The sequence below is a fragment of the Nonomuraea sp. NPDC049784 genome, from assembly GCF_040659615.1.
Classification (GTDB): Bacteria; Actinomycetota; Actinomycetes; order Streptosporangiales; family Streptosporangiaceae; genus Nonomuraea.
The window spans coordinates 1-13633 of the sequence record NZ_JBFAMX010000048.1; the positions used below are offsets into that span (position 1 = coordinate 1).

At 70.1% G+C, this 13633-nt stretch carries 14 protein-coding genes; 3 read left to right on the forward strand and 11 right to left on the reverse strand.

What is annotated here, in order from left to right:
* Positions 1 to 158 precede the first annotated feature (158 nt).
* Complete coding sequence (locus AB0J09_RS13815) at positions 159 to 338, reverse strand: hypothetical protein (RefSeq protein WP_360689690.1); 180 nt, start codon at positions 336 to 338, stop codon at positions 159 to 161.
* A 117-nt stretch (positions 339 to 455) separates the two neighbouring features.
* On the opposite strand from AB0J09_RS13815, the gene AB0J09_RS13820 reads away from it, so the two are divergent.
* Positions 456 to 926: a MarR family transcriptional regulator gene (locus AB0J09_RS13820; protein WP_360689692.1), complete on the forward strand. Its 471-nt coding sequence runs from the start codon at positions 456 to 458 to the stop codon at positions 924 to 926.
* Here the strand turns inward: AB0J09_RS13820 and AB0J09_RS13825 are convergent.
* Both AB0J09_RS13825 and AB0J09_RS13830 read right to left on the reverse strand, forming a co-directional pair.
* Positions 923 to 1438 carry an XdhC family protein gene (locus tag AB0J09_RS13825; protein ID WP_360689694.1) on the reverse strand — a complete coding sequence of 172 codons (516 nt, stop codon included), beginning with the start codon at positions 1436 to 1438 and terminating at the stop codon, positions 923 to 925. The genes AB0J09_RS13820 and AB0J09_RS13825 overlap by 4 nt on opposite strands.
* A 32-nt stretch (positions 1439 to 1470) precedes the next feature.
* Positions 1471 to 2226: a class I SAM-dependent methyltransferase gene (locus AB0J09_RS13830; protein ID WP_360689696.1), complete on the reverse strand. Its 756-nt coding sequence runs from the start codon at positions 2224 to 2226 to the stop codon at positions 1471 to 1473.
* 113 nt (positions 2227 to 2339) lie between these two features.
* Here AB0J09_RS13830 and AB0J09_RS13835 point away from each other — a divergent pair, with 113 nt between their 5' ends.
* Complete coding sequence (locus tag AB0J09_RS13835) at positions 2340 to 2933, forward strand: TetR/AcrR family transcriptional regulator (RefSeq protein ID WP_360689698.1); 594 nt, start codon at positions 2340 to 2342, stop codon at positions 2931 to 2933.
* A gap of 37 nt (positions 2934 to 2970) precedes the next feature.
* Here the strand turns inward: AB0J09_RS13835 and AB0J09_RS13840 are convergent, their stop codons facing one another.
* Both AB0J09_RS13840 and AB0J09_RS13845 read right to left on the reverse strand, forming a co-directional pair.
* The gene (locus tag AB0J09_RS13840) at positions 2971 to 4284 is read right to left on the reverse strand and encodes an FAD-dependent oxidoreductase (protein ID WP_360689700.1); all 1314 of its coding nucleotides are present in this window, start codon (positions 4282 to 4284) and stop codon (positions 2971 to 2973) included.
* Between the two features lie 86 nt (positions 4285 to 4370).
* Positions 4371 to 5105, reverse strand: coding sequence for a dienelactone hydrolase family protein (locus AB0J09_RS13845; RefSeq protein ID WP_360689702.1), 735 nt, complete (start codon positions 5103 to 5105; stop codon positions 4371 to 4373).
* Between the two features lie 72 nt (positions 5106 to 5177).
* Between AB0J09_RS13845 and AB0J09_RS13850 the strand changes: the two genes are divergently transcribed.
* On the forward strand, positions 5178 to 5513 hold the full coding sequence (locus tag AB0J09_RS13850) for a hypothetical protein (RefSeq protein WP_360689704.1): 336 nt from the start codon (positions 5178 to 5180) through the stop codon (positions 5511 to 5513).
* Positions 5514 to 5564: 51 nt separating this feature from the next.
* On the opposite strand, the gene AB0J09_RS13855 is transcribed toward AB0J09_RS13850, so the two are convergent.
* From AB0J09_RS13855 to AB0J09_RS13880, 6 genes are all read right to left on the reverse strand, one after another.
* Positions 5565 to 7262, reverse strand: coding sequence for a CBM35 domain-containing protein (locus tag AB0J09_RS13855; protein ID WP_360689706.1), 1698 nt, complete (start codon positions 7260 to 7262; stop codon positions 5565 to 5567).
* Between the two features lie 4 nt (positions 7263 to 7266).
* On the reverse strand, positions 7267 to 9153 hold the full coding sequence (locus tag AB0J09_RS13860; RefSeq protein ID WP_360689708.1) for a beta-L-arabinofuranosidase domain-containing protein: 1887 nt from the start codon (positions 9151 to 9153) through the stop codon (positions 7267 to 7269).
* 27 nt (positions 9154 to 9180) lie between these two features.
* Positions 9181 to 9987 carry a carbohydrate ABC transporter permease gene (locus AB0J09_RS13865; protein WP_360689710.1) on the reverse strand — a complete coding sequence of 269 codons (807 nt, stop codon included), beginning with the start codon at positions 9985 to 9987 and terminating at the stop codon, positions 9181 to 9183.
* Positions 9984 to 10898, reverse strand: coding sequence for a sugar ABC transporter permease (locus AB0J09_RS13870; protein WP_360689712.1), 915 nt, complete (start codon positions 10896 to 10898; stop codon positions 9984 to 9986). The genes AB0J09_RS13865 and AB0J09_RS13870 overlap by 4 nt, the downstream gene beginning before the upstream one ends.
* A 31-nt stretch (positions 10899 to 10929) precedes the next feature.
* Positions 10930 to 12210 carry an extracellular solute-binding protein gene (locus AB0J09_RS13875; protein WP_360689714.1) on the reverse strand — a complete coding sequence of 427 codons (1281 nt, stop codon included), beginning with the start codon at positions 12208 to 12210 and terminating at the stop codon, positions 10930 to 10932.
* Between the two features lie 68 nt (positions 12211 to 12278).
* On the reverse strand, positions 12279 to 13316 hold the full coding sequence (locus tag AB0J09_RS13880) for a LacI family DNA-binding transcriptional regulator (protein WP_360689716.1): 1038 nt from the start codon (positions 13314 to 13316) through the stop codon (positions 12279 to 12281).
* Between the last annotated feature and the right edge of the window lie 317 nt (positions 13317 to 13633).

The window sequence follows — 13633 nt, forward strand, 5'->3', positions numbered from 1 at the left end:
CGCCGAACCGCATGCGGCGCTGTACGCGCTGCTCGCGGTCGCCGTCACCGCAGGCGTCCACCTGGCCTTCGGGCGCCGCACGATCCTGAGCGTCGGGATCGGCACCGCTGTGTACGTCGTCCTCGTCAACGCCTTCTGACGTCCGTACGCGCCCGCCGTCAGGAGTAGAAGTGCATGGCGATGGCCAGCCCGACGACGTGCGTGAGCACCACCACAACAATCAGAGAGATGAACACGAACTTGGCCGGGCCGTGCTCGAAGTGCTTGCCCTCCTTCAACGGAGGCAGCTTGGCCTGACGCTCGGCGATGCGCTCCTCCAGCGGCTTGCGGTGAAACACGAGAACATCCTCCAAGGCTCCGGCCCATATGATTTGCGCGACAGCTATTTGTGAGCTATTAGTTTGTGCACAAAGTAAGTTACCAGAGGGCAGCGGAGGTGGGTACAGGTGGAGCCTGTGACAGAGACAACAGATCTCCTGGCACTGGACCGGCAGGTGTGCTTCGCCCTCAGCATCGCCTCGCGCAGCGTGATCGGCCTCTACCGGCCGCTGCTGCAGCCCATGGGACTGACCCACCCGCAATACCTGGCCATGCTCGCGCTCTGGCAGCACGAGCCTCTGTCGGTCAAGGAGCTGGGCGAGCTGCTGCGGCTCGACCCAGGCACCTTGTCCCCCCTGCTCAAGCGGCTCCAGGCCCTTGGCTACATCCATCGCGAACGCAACAGCAAGGATGAACGCGCCCTGGCCGTGACCCTCACTCCCGCCGGCAGGCAACTGAGGGCGGAGGCGGAGAAGATCCCGCCCGCCATCGTGGCCCGTCTCGGTATGGACCTCGACGAGCTGCAAGACCTGCATCAGGTGCTGATGCGGGTGATCGCGGCGACACGTGACCCCGACGACCCCGAGCCACAGGGCGGTACGCGCTAGAAAGCGAAACCGCCGGGGCGGCCGTTGCGGTCGGCGATCAGCCCGGCCAGGGTGGCGACGGCGATCTCGGGAGGAGTACGCGAGCCGATGTTGAGCCCGATGGGCCGGTGCACCCGGGCGATCTCCTCCGGCGGCACCCCGAGGTCGGTCAGCGCCCGCACGTGTGGTGCGGTGTGGCGGGCGCTGCCCATGATGCCGATCCACCGGACCGGGAACTTGAGCAGGTCGCGCAGGGTCGGGCCGATCTCGTCGCGGTGATGGTCGGTGAGCACCACATCGGCCGTGGCGTCGAGATAGTCGCCGAGCTCCGTCACCGCGGTGAGTCCGTCGATGAGCCGCCCGGGATCCGGCTCAAGCAGAATCGGGCGGAAGCCGAGCTCGGCGCCGAACCTCAGCAAGCAGTCAGCCACCGGGGAGGCGAAGACGGCGACCAGCGTCCGCCCGGCCAGCTCGCCAGGAGCCTCGCGATGGGCCACCTCACACGCCGGGTCCTCATCATGGGTGTGGGTCATATCCGCAGTCTGACATGACCGCACCCGGGAGGTCAGGTGCGCACCGCGGTGACCGCCAGTGTGGTGATGGGCGTGGTGAAGCCGCCTCCGATCGCGTCGATGGCGGCCCCCACGCCCCCCAGCACCTCGTCCAGCTGACCGGGCGAGAGCCGGGTGAGGCCACCGGTCGTGGGCAGGAACTCCAGGTACGCCTCGCGGGTGTAGGACTGTTCCCAGTCGTATCGCCGCTGCTCCGGGTCACCGAAACTGCCCGCCTCGCGGATCCCGTCGGCGAACTTGGCGAATCCCGCCTGGTAGAGGTCCACGGCCCGCCCCGGCGGCTGAACCAAGGACCGCGCTTCGGGCGCCACCCGCCGGTAGACCTCGGCGAAGGCCTCCGCCACGGCGCGCGGGGGCTCGAAGACGTGCGAGAACACCGCCAGCAGGCCGCCGGGCCGCAGCACCTGTGCCGCCTTGGCCGCGCCGACGGCCGGGTCCACCCAGTGCCAGGCCGTCCCTGCGACGACGGCGTCGAATGTCCGGCCGGCCGGATCCCATGCCTCGAACGTCGCCACCTCCATCTGCACTCCGGTGCGCCGCGCGAAGTCGGCCATCCGCGCGTCGGGCTCGACGCCCAGCACCGTACAGCCGGCCGCCTGGAACTGCCGGGCCGCGATCCCGGTGCCGCAGCCGACGTCGAGGACGTCGGGCCCGGGGCTGGCGGAGACGATCTGGTCCATCAGGTCGTCGGGGTAGCGGGGCCGGGCCCGGTCGTAGCGTTCGGCGTCCACGCCGAACGACTCCGCCATCTGCCGAGCTTGATGGGGTGCCTGCTCAGGAAAAGGCTTTTCCGCCTCAGGTATAGTGGGCATGCGCCCACCATAGTGGGCACTTGCCCACTCAGCAAGCCAGGAGGACGCCGGTGCCGACAGGGATAGCCATCCGGGACGTGCGCGATCAGCTCTTCGACGCCGCCGAGCGCATCCTGCTCCGGGACGGGCCGGACGCGCTGACCAGCCGGGCGATCACCACCGAGGCAGGCTGCGCCAAGGGTGTCCTGCACCGGCACTTCGACGACTTCGACGCCTTCCTCGCCGAGTTCGTCCTGGACCGCATCCACCGGATGGACGCTCAGGCCGCCGCGCTGCGCGAATCCGCCGGGACCGGCACCGTCGCCGGCAACCTCACCGGCGCGCTGACCGCACTGTTCGGGTCGGTCGCCGTAGCGATCGTCGCCCTGGTCATCTTCCGGGACGAGCTGCGCGCCCGGCTGCGCGAGACCTGGCCGGCCGGCGTCCCGGTCCTCACGGAGGCCGCGATCATGGTCGCCTCCTACCTCACCGCGGAGCGCGAACTGGGCCGCGTCGCGGCGGACGCCGACATCGACGCGCTCGCTCCCACGCTGATCGGGGCCGGACACCTGCTGTTCGCGGACAGGAAGGGCGCGCCGCCAGATGAGGGAGCCGTCCACAAGACGGTGACCACGGTGATCGGCGGCGTCGTGCGAGAGGCATGACCACGCCTCCCGCCCGAGCGGGCCACCTGGCGCGGGGTCACGCCGCACGGGGAAGCTCGGCGGCCACGGCCGCGCGGAACTCCTCGTCCGCGTGCTCGATGGCCCCGAGCTGCACGGCCTCCCGACGGAAGACCATCGACAGCGCCCAGTCGGCCAGCACCCGGGCCTTGTGGTTGACCGTCGGCACCCAGGCCAGGTGGTACGCACGGTGCGCCAGCCACCCCAGGAACCCGGTCAGCCGAAGCCGGTACACCTGGGCGACGCCCTGGTGGTGACCGAGCCCGGCCACCGAGCCGAGGTAGGCGTGCCGGTACGGCTTGAGCCGCCGCCCCCTGACGTACGCGACGAGGTTGCGGGCGAGCAGCTTGGCCTGGCGTACCGCGTGCTGGGCGTTGGGCCCGGTGAACTCGCCGGGCCGGGTCAGGTCGGGCACCGCGGCGCCGTCACCCGCCGCGAAGGCGTCCTCCAGCCCCGCCACCGTCAGGTATTCGGTGGCCTGGATCCGCCCGAGCCGGTCCACCGGCAGCCCGCTGGCCGCCGCCAGGGGATTCGGCCGGCCGCCCGCGGCCCACACCAGCGTGCCGGCGTCCAGCGCGGTGCCGTCGGTGAGCACGGCCACGCCGCCCTCGGCCGAGGCCAGCCGGGTGCCGAGCCGCACGTCGACGCCGCGCCCGCGCAGCGCGTCGACGGTCCAGCGGCCGAGGTCCTCGTGCAACTCGGGCAGGATCCTGCCGGTGGCCTCGACAAGCGTCCAGCTCAGGTCGGCGGGCTCGATGCCGTCGTGATAACGCGTCGCCTCGTCGGCGAGCCCCTGCATCTCCGCCAGCGCCTCGACGCCCGAGAACCCGCCGCCGACCACCACGAACGTCAGCGCCCTGCGCCGCACCTGTTCGTCATCGGTCGAGCCGGCCGCGGCGAGCTGGCCCAGGACGTGGTTACGCAGGTGCACGGCCTCGCCGATGGTCTTGAAGCCGACGGCGTGCTCGGCCAGCCCGGCGATGGGCAGCGTGCGGACGACCGACCCTGCGGCCATCACCAGGATGTCGTACGCGATGGTCCTGGCGGGTCCCTGCACGGGCTGGAACTCGGCGCTGCGCGCGGCGTGGTCCATGCGCGTGACGTGCCCGGTCAGCACCCGCACGCCCTTCAGCACCCGCCCCAGCGGCGCGACCACGTGGCGCGGCTCCACCGCCCCGCCGACGGTCTCGGCCAGGAACGGCTGGTAGGTCATGTACCCCTGCGGGTCCACCACCGTGACGCTCGCCTCCCCCGAGCGGATCAGCCTGCGCAGCCCCATAGCGGTGTACATGCCGACATATCCGCCACCGACGATCAGAATGTGCTTGCTCATTGCCGGTCTCCTTCCGGGTTCTCCACCTTCAGGACGGGACAGCCCCGGCATATGTGACATGAGAACGGCCGCGAGTTGTGGTCGCGCTAGGCGTGGTTCGCGACGTGCTCGTCGAAGAAGTCGAACGTGCGCTGCCAGGCCTCGTCCGCCGCGGGGCGGACGAGGCCGTGACGCAGCGGGAACAGCGCGAGTTTCGCGATGGGGTGATGGCCGTCGGTCATGAAGGAATGCCCGGCGGCCGGATAGATCTCGACGTCGTGCTCGATGCCGAGCGCCCGCATGTGCTCCCGCAGCCGCGTGCCGTGCGGCCCGAAGCCTTGGTCGCGGCCGCCGTAGGAGCCCACGACCGGGCACACCGACCGTAGCTCTTCCTGGTCACGGGGAACCGCGCCGTAGTTCACCGATGCGGCCCGCACACCGGGCGGCGCGCTCGCCGCGTACGCCAGGGCGAACCCGCCGCCCATGCAGAATCCGATCACCCCGAGCCGGCCGCCGTCGACGTCTTCGCGGCCGGCCAGCCATTGCCGGGTCGCGTCGATGCCGGCAGCCGGCCGGCCCGGCTTACCGGTCACCAACTGATGCATCGCCCGCGCCAGGCAACCGATCTTGGTGCCGTGGCTGTACAGATCCGGCAAGACCGCCGCGTATCCATGTTCGGCGAACAGGTCCACCACATCCAGCATGTCCGGTTCGATGCCGTAAATTTCGTGCACCACCACCATCCCCGGCCACCCGCCTGCGGGCACGGCCCCTTCAGGCAGTGCCAACGTCGCCGTCAGTGAACTGCCGTCCGGCAGCGAAATGCGCACATGTTCCCTCATCAGCACTCCTTAGCCATTCTGCTGAACAAAACGCAACGGAGCGAAGTTTAGGGTTCACCCCTCGACCCGCGAATGACGGCGTCCGGTGTCGCTGTCCGCGATCGGCTCAAGCACCTCACCGCCGCAGACGATGAGGTGCTGCGTTTGGTCGGCGCGCATCTGGGCGCGCTGGCCTCCGCCGACCTGAAAACCCGATGCGCCGACGGGCTGGAGCACTGCGCCGGCACCTGGGCGGCCCGCACACGCGAGGCAGGTATCAACCGGGTCTTCGTCCGAGCCGCACGCACGCCGGGCACCATCACCTTGCGCGCCACCGCCTCCGGCCTCACCGCCGCCACTGCGAGCGTCACCTCGAGTTCGTTCGCCGTGAGCAGCGGCCTGACCACCCAGATGCCCGCCACGTACTGACCACGGTGTCCGGCGATCCGGCGGAGACCCGCCGGATCGCCGGGGATGAGGTCAGGTGAGCTGGATGTAGTCGAGCTCGGCGTACCCGGTGCCGCCCGCGAAGTACGGCGAGCCCTTGGCCAGGCGGATCACGTTGTAGCCCGCTCGGAGCGTGACGGTGGTGCTGATGGTGGCGCCGAACTGTCCCCAGCCCGAGGTGGGCGGGTAGCTGACGGTGCTCCAGGCGCCGCCGTTGTAGGCCAGCCCCTGGGTCGCGGTGGCGCCGGTGCCGTTGGCGTAGCCGATGGTCATCGTGTACGAGCGCGCGGTGGGCACGTTCACCACGAAGTCGACGTAGCTGTCGGTACGCGGCGTGCCCGAGTTGTCGATCCGGCCCACGTAGCCGCCGCCCGACGCGCTGGAGGCGGTCAGCCGCTCGGCGCGGAACACGGAGGCGTTCTCGGCCTCGTACCGCTGCTGGTAGGAGGGCACCCCGCTGACCGGCTCGACGACGAGCTGGTAGGCGCTGGTGGCCACCATGTTGGGGACGGACACGCTGAGCTGCCCGCCACTGACCGTCTGGGCCGTCGTGGAGATCGTGGTGGGCGCGGTGACCGCGGTGAAGCGGCCGCTGGACGGGGTGGACGACAGCGTGACACGGACGCTGGAGCCGAGCGCGCCGAGGCCGGTGAGGTTGACGGTGTTGGTGCCGGCCTCGTTGCCGAACACCACGTTGACGATCTTGCGGGTGCCGTCGTAGGAGGCGAACCCGTCCAGACCGCTCTGCGTGGTCGACGTCGTCGTGATCATGCTTCCGGCCATGTCGCCGTACCACTTGTAGAGCCACCAGGTGCCGGTGGGCTGGTTGTTGTTGACGACCAGGCCGTTCATGGTGCCGTACTCGTACCAGAAGGCCCGGTGCGCGGACTCCACGCCGCCCCGCTCCAGCTTGGCGACATAACTGGCGATCCGGCCGGGCACGTCGATCTCGCTGGTGGCGGCGTACTCGTTGATGGAGATGCGGCGCGGGCTGATGCCCAGCGAAGCTTCCAGGTTGCGGTAGTCGGCGATGTCGGAGGCGATCCTGGTGGGGTTCTGCAGCTCGTGCCAGCAGATGATGTCGGGCAGGGTGCCGGTGTTCTTGGCGTTGGTGAGGAACGACTGCATCCACGAACGGTTGTAGGTGGCGCTGCTGGGGCCGACGATCGGCGTGAGCGTGTCGAGCGCGCGCACCGCCCGGTACGTGCGCACCCAGCCGTCGTTGAAGTTGCCCGCGGCGGAGGTGTTCCAGGTGTAGTCGGGCTCGTTCCAGAGCTCCCAGCCGATGACGTTCGTGACCGTGGTGGCCGACAGGCGGGCGTTGACCATGGTGTTGACCTTGGCCAGCCAGTCGTCCCAGCTCACCCACTTGTAGGGGAAGTCGGGGTAGATGTCGGGCATGCGGATGAACTCCCCCGCGCCGACCCGGGTGGCCTGCGGGGCCACCAGCAGGGAGTCGCCGCCGGGCGGCTGGCCGTTGGGGCGCTGGCCGACGCCGGGCGCGGGCTGGGTCAGGGAGTTCACCTTGATCGGGAGCAGGGTGGAGTCGGCCGGCCGGGAGTTCTCGGCCAGGCCGTACAGGCCGCCGGAGGCGACGTGGGTGACCGGCCTGAACGACTGGGCGACGTTGACGGTCAGCGTCGCGCCCGCCGCAGCGGCCGGGGGTGCGGTGGTCACCAGGGCCGTGGCCGTGGTGACCAGGGCTAAGGCGAGCACCCGGATTCGGGACATCGTGTCACTCCTTTTCGATGGGCAACCAGATGCGCATGCTCGACGGGCCGCGGTGGGCCCACGAGTGGTACGGCCGCAGCGGCACGTCGATCCACTCAACGCCCGCCGCGGAAGCAGCCGCGGCACCGGAATAGGCCCACGACCGGTCGGGATGTGCGGCCAGGCGGCCGCGAACCCGGGCGCCACCGGGCTCGGCCCGCGGGCCCGGCAGGGGGTCGATCGCCAGGGCGTCGAGCCTGTCGGGGTGCGGGAGATCGTGGGACTCGACGCACAGAACCTCCGGGCCGCGCTCGACGGCGACGCAGCCGCGTACGGCGTCGATGCGAGGGTCCGGCCAGGTGAAGCGGGGCTCCATCGGCAGTTCGAGCGTGATGACCTCGCCCGTTCGGAAGGCCCGCCGCACCGTGGCCATGCCCGGCTCGACCGGCCGCGCATGCCCGTCCTCGACGAGTGTGGCGCCAGCGGCCCAGGCGGGGACCCGCAGGGCGAGCGTCCAGAGCGCGTCGTTCAGGATCCGGACACGGATGGTCCCGCTTTCCGGGTAGGCGGTCTCGACCTCCACCGCTATCTCCCGCCCGTCCGGCAGTTCGGCGCGGATGGTCGAGGGGGCGTACTGGTGGATCTGGAGGCCGTCGTCGTCGGTGGTGGCGAGGTAGCCCTGGAGGCCGGCCAGTGTTCTGGCGACGTTGGTGGGGCAGCAGGAGACGTCGAACCAGGCGGCCCTGGCGCCGGCCTCGGCACGCGGGCTGACCTCGTCCGCGTCCGTCGGCCGGCCAGGGGCCCGCTGGTGGAGCGGGTTGGCGTAGAAGAACGCCCGGCCGTCGGGGCTCGGGGAGGTCGCGATGACGTTGTAGAGCGTGCGCTCGATCAGGTCGGTGTAGCGCACGTCGCCGGTGGCGAGGTGGAGACGCCAGGAGACCATGATCGAGGCGACGCCGGCGCACGTCTCGCAGTAGGCCCGGTCCGGCGGCAGCTCCCAGTCCTCGCCGAAGCCCTCGTCCTGGTGTCGTGAGCCCATGCCGCCGGTGATGTAGGTGCGGCGCGCGACCGAGCGCTCCCACTGCCGTTCGACGGCGCGCAGCAGCTCGTCGTCGCCGCGCTCGACGGCGACGTCCACGGCCGCGGCGGTGAGGTAGAGCGCGCGGACGGCGTGGCCGCGCCACACATCGGCCTGCCGGATCGGGATGTCGTCCTGGAAGTAGGCGCGTCCCAGGGGGATGTCCCTGAGCGTGCCGTGCCCGCGGCGGTCGAGGAAGAGGCGTGCCTGCTCGACGTAGCGCTCCTCCCCCAGTGCCCGGCCGAGCTCGGCCAGGCCGACCTCGATCTCCGGGTGCCCGCAGATCCCGGGTGTGCCGTCCGGGCCGAAGGTGCGGCACACGTGGTCCGCGGCCCGCCGCGCGACCCGTACGAGGTCGTCCTCGCCGTGCGTGCGCAGCCGGGCCACCGCGGCCTGCAGGAGGTGGCCGGTGTTGTAGAGCTCGTGGCCCATCTCGAGGTCGCTGTAGCGCGGCTGTTGCCCGCCGTGCCCGAAGCAGGTGTTGAGGTACCCGTCCGGGTCCTGGGCGCGGGCGACGCGCGCGGTGAGCCGCTTGATCGCCGCCTCCGCCCCCGGGTCGCCGGTACGGCCCCATTCCCAGGACAGGGCCTCCAGCAGCTTGTAGACCTCCGAGTCGGAGAACGACCAGCCGGGACGGTCGGGCGAGGTCGTCCCGTCGGCGACACGATCGAAGTTGGCCAGCCAGCCGAGGCGCTCCATCCACGACTCGCAGTGGGCGAGCGTGGCCGTGGCGTTCACGGCCTGGCGCCTGCCCCAGAACCCGCCGGTGATCGAGACCTGCGCGAGCCCGAGGGGGCGTACCCGGCCGTGGGACGGCAGCACGGGGCTGGTCATGTGGTGAACCTTTCGACGAATGGGTGGTCAGTCCTTCACGGCGCCCGCGGTGACCCCGGCGGCAATGTAGCGCTGCGCGAGGACCAGGAGGAAGGCCGCGGGGATGGATGCGATCACGGCGGTCGCCATGATCGAGTTCCACTCCGTGGTGTTGTTGCCGATGTAGCGGAAGATGCCGAGCGTGATCGGGATCACGTCGCTGTTGCGGTTGAGCGTCGAGGCGAAGATGAAGTCCGACCACGCCCACAGGAACGCGAAGAGCGAGACCGTGATCACCGAGTTGCGGCTCAGCGGCAGGATGATCGACCGGAACGTGCGCCAGGTGCTCGCCCCGTCGATCTGCGCCGCGGCCATGAGCTCGCCGGGGATGCTCGCCATGAACGCCCGGAAGAGCAGCACCCCGAACGGCACGGCCAGCGTCGAGTCGGCGACGATCAGGCCGGCGACGGTGTTGAGCATGCCGAGCCTGATGTAGATCGCGTAGAAGCCCATGGCCATGACGACAGCGGGGATCATCTGCGCCACGAGCAGCAGGAAGTCGATCCCGCGCCCGCCGAGCGGCCGCAGCTTGGCCAGCGAGTATCCCGCGGGCAGGGCCACGAGCAGCGTGAGCGCGACGGTGCCGAGGCCGATGAACAGGCTCGTGGCCAGGGCCGGCAGCTGCTGGGCGAGCGCCGCGGCGTACCCCTCGAACGTGGGGTTCCACGGGAACCAATGGGGCGGGTCCGCGCGCATGTCGCCCGTCTTGGTGAGCGAGACGTTGAACATCCAGTAGACCGGGAAGAGCATCAGCCCGACCAGGACGACGCCCACCACTGTCTTCCAGGTCTTCATGCGCGTTCCTCCTTTCGCTGCAGGCGCACGTGCAGGAGCCCCGCGGCCAGGGCGATGAGGATGAGCAGGTTGCCGACGGCCGCCGCCGGTGAGAAGTCCGGCTGGCCGGTGCCGAACGCCTCGCGGTACGACCAGATGGCCAGCGTCGTCGAGGCGTCCGCGGGCCCGCCCTTCGTCATGATCCAGATGATGTCGACGACCTTGAGCGTGTAGATCAGGCCGAGCAGCAACGTGATCGCCGACACCGGGCGCAGCAGCGGGAAGGTGATGCGCCAGAACCGCTGCCACCCGTTCGCACCGTCCAGGCCGGCGGCCTCGTACAGGTCGGCCGGGATGTTCTGCAGCCCGGCGTACAGGATGACCAGGTTGAACGGGATGCCGAGCCAGATGTTGGCGATGGTGACGGCGAGCAGCGAGGTGCCGGGAGACGTGAGCCAGTTGATCTGGCCGATCCCGAACGCCTGCAGGGCCGCGTTGACGATGCCGTTGTCGCTGTTGAGCATCCACGACCAGGTCGAGGCCGAGACGATCAGCGGCAGCAGCCACGGCACGAGGAACATGGCGCGCAGCACCACGGACAGGCGGAAGTTGCGGTGGAAGAAGACCGCGAGCGCCAGGCCGAGCGCGTACTGCGCGGCGATGGAGACCAGGGTGAACACGGCCGTGTTGCGCAGGGCCCGGACGAACGTGTCGTCGGACAGGATGTCCAGGTAGTTGTCCAGCCCTGTGAACTCGGGATCGCCCCGCACGAACGCGCGCGGCGTGTAGTTGTGCACGCTCAGGTCGATGTTGCGGTAGAGCGGGTAGGCGTAGAAGACGACCAGATAAATCACGAGCGGCGCGAGGAAGGCGAGGGCCGTCCACTGCCGGGACCGCCGCCGGGGAACCTCGTGGACCCCCCGGCGCGCCATGACCGCTTCGGTGCGAAGAGATGTCATCGGATCAGTTGCCGGTGGCCTGCTTCGCCTGGGCCTGTGCCTCCTTGAGCGCGTCGGCGGGGGCGGCCGCGCCGCTCAGCGCCTTCTGCACTCCGGTCCACAGCGCCTCGGAGATCTTCGGGTACTTGGTGCCGAGGTTGTCGCTGGTCCGCCCCTTGGCCGACCGTACGGCGTCGACCCACGGCTTCAGGCCGGGCTCCTTGGCCAGGATCGCCTGCTGGCCCTCGGCGGTGGAGGGGATGTAGTACGCGAACGTCGTACCGGTCTCCACCAGGCCCTCGGGCGTCGTCATGCACTCGAGGATCTTCTTGGTGGCGGCGTAGCGCTTGGTGTCCTTCTGCACCGGGACCGTGATGAACTCGCCGCCCGTAGGCGTGGGGGCGGTGCCTCCGTCCTTGCCGGGGATCTGGACGATCCCGGTGGGGAAGCCCGCCTTCTTGGCGCTGTTGATCTGCCAGGTGCCGTTCTCGGCGAACGCGAACTGCCCGGTCAGGAACTCCTCCCAGGTGGTGTTCTGGGAGTTGCTGATGACCGAGTTGGGGGCGGTGCCGTCCTTGACCCACTTGGTCCACAGGTCGAGCGCCGCGACGGCCTGGGGCGAGTCGAGCTGGGTGAGCTGCGCGCCGGAGCCCCAGAACCACGGCAGGAACTGGAACGAGCCCTCCTCCGTGCCGATGGCCGCGAACGTGATCGGCTTCTTGCCCGCGGCCTTGACCTTCTTCAGTGCCGCGTCGAGCGAGGCCCAGTCCTTGATCGACTTCGGGTCGACGCCGGCCGCGTCGAGGATCTTCTTGTTGTAGTAGAGCGCGAGGGTGTTCGCGCCGATGGGGATGCCGTACGTCTTGCCGTCCAGCTCTCCGGCGGCGATGAGGTTCTTGTCGAACCTGGCCGTGTCCAGGCCGAAGTCGGACATCGTGGTGAGCATCCCGGCGTCCGCGAGCGTCGAGACGGCGGGGTTGTCGAGGAGGATGACGTCGGGCGCGTTGCCCTCCTGGCCGGCGAGCAGGGCCTGGTTGGTCAGCGCGGTCGTGTCGTAGGCCGTGCGCTTGATGGTGACGCCGGCCTGCTGCCCGCAGGAGTCCACCCGCTTCGCCCAGGCGGAGGACGCGTCGTGCTGCGGGTACGGGTCCCACCACGTGTACGCCGCGCCGTCTGCGCCGCCATCTGTGGAAGCGGTGGCGGTGGCGCCGCCCTGGGGAGCGGACGCGCAGGCGGCCAGAGCGGACAGCGCCAGGACGGCGGTTCCGAAGACCGTCGCCCTCGTGGACATCGACGGACGGTTCATCGATCACTCCAATGTTAGCGCTCACATCTGAGCGTGGGCCGGAAGGTGTCGGGGGGTCGGGCCCGGTGCTAGCGGGCGTTCGGAAGAGCTGCTCCCGGGGGTGCGGTGCTTCCCCGGGAGACCAGTTCGGGAGAGATGAAGCGCACCACGAACGGCTCGTCTCGCGCCGCCGGCGATTCCACGCGGCGCACGAGCTGTCGTACCGCCATGGACCCGAGGCGGTCGGGCGCGCTCTCGATGAACGAATAGGGCAGGGAGAAGGTCGCGGCGAACTCCGCGGAGTAGCGCCCGATGACCGAGAGATCCTCGGGCACCCGCAGCCCTCGCTCGTAGGCGACGGAGGGCAGCGCCGCAGTGGCCGCCTCGTTGTTGATCAGCAGGCCGGTCGCCGAGGGATAGGCGTCGAGCAGATCGTTGAGCAGGCGCCCCACGGCCGGCTGCCGGGACTCGCCGTACACCGCGTGCAGGGTGACGCCGAGCTGCCGGGCCCGTTCGAGTGCGGCGTCGCGCAGGCGCCACACGTACGCGCCGCCCCGCTCGACCACATGCTCGGGCTGCGAGATCAGGATGAGCTCGCGGTGGCCGAGGCGGTGGAGGTGGTCCACCATCACCCGGCCGGCCTCCTCGAAGTCGAGGTCGAACACGTCGAGCCCCGAGCAGTCACCCGGCAGGCCGACCAGGGCGCCCGGCTGGGGGGCCGCCCGCAGGATGGGCAGCCTCGCGTCGTCCTCCGCGATGTTCATGAGGACGACGCCGTCCACCATCCGGGAGTCGGTGATGCGCCGCAGCGCCCTGGCGCCGTCGGCCTCGGTGACCAGCAGCGTGTCGTAGCCCAGGTCGCGGGCGGTGTCGGTGACGCCCAGGATGTACTGCATCATCGCGGGCGCGAACTCGTCTTCGTGGAACTGGGCGAGCAGACCGAGGACCTTGGTCTGGGCTGTGGCCAGCGCGCGAGCGCCTGCGTTCGGCGTGTACGCGAGTGCCTCGGCGGCCGCCAGCACGCGGCGGCGGACCTCCTCCGAGATGGGCCGCTTGCCCGACAACGCGTACGACGCCGTGCTGCGGCTCACCCCGGCCTCCCGGGCCACGTCTCCGATCGTCGCCACTCTCACCTCCTGTGGTTGAACCGGTTCGACAGTTGCCTTGCGAACGCCCTCATGTCGTTGAACGGATGCCGCCTTTTCCTGGGACTGAGCAGGATCGATCCGACGCGGAGCCGGACAGTCTCAACCTGCGGCCGCCGGAATCAGCGAACCGGTTCAACGATGTGGCTCGACTTTTGCTCCGGCAGGCAGCAGGCGTCAAGAGCGATGGCGACCTGCGATACCGAATCGTGACATGTCGGAAACACAAAAGATCGCCCCATTGACGTGCGGGGCGCAGCTACGTAACCTACGCGAAACCCTCAGTTGCGTTGCCGACC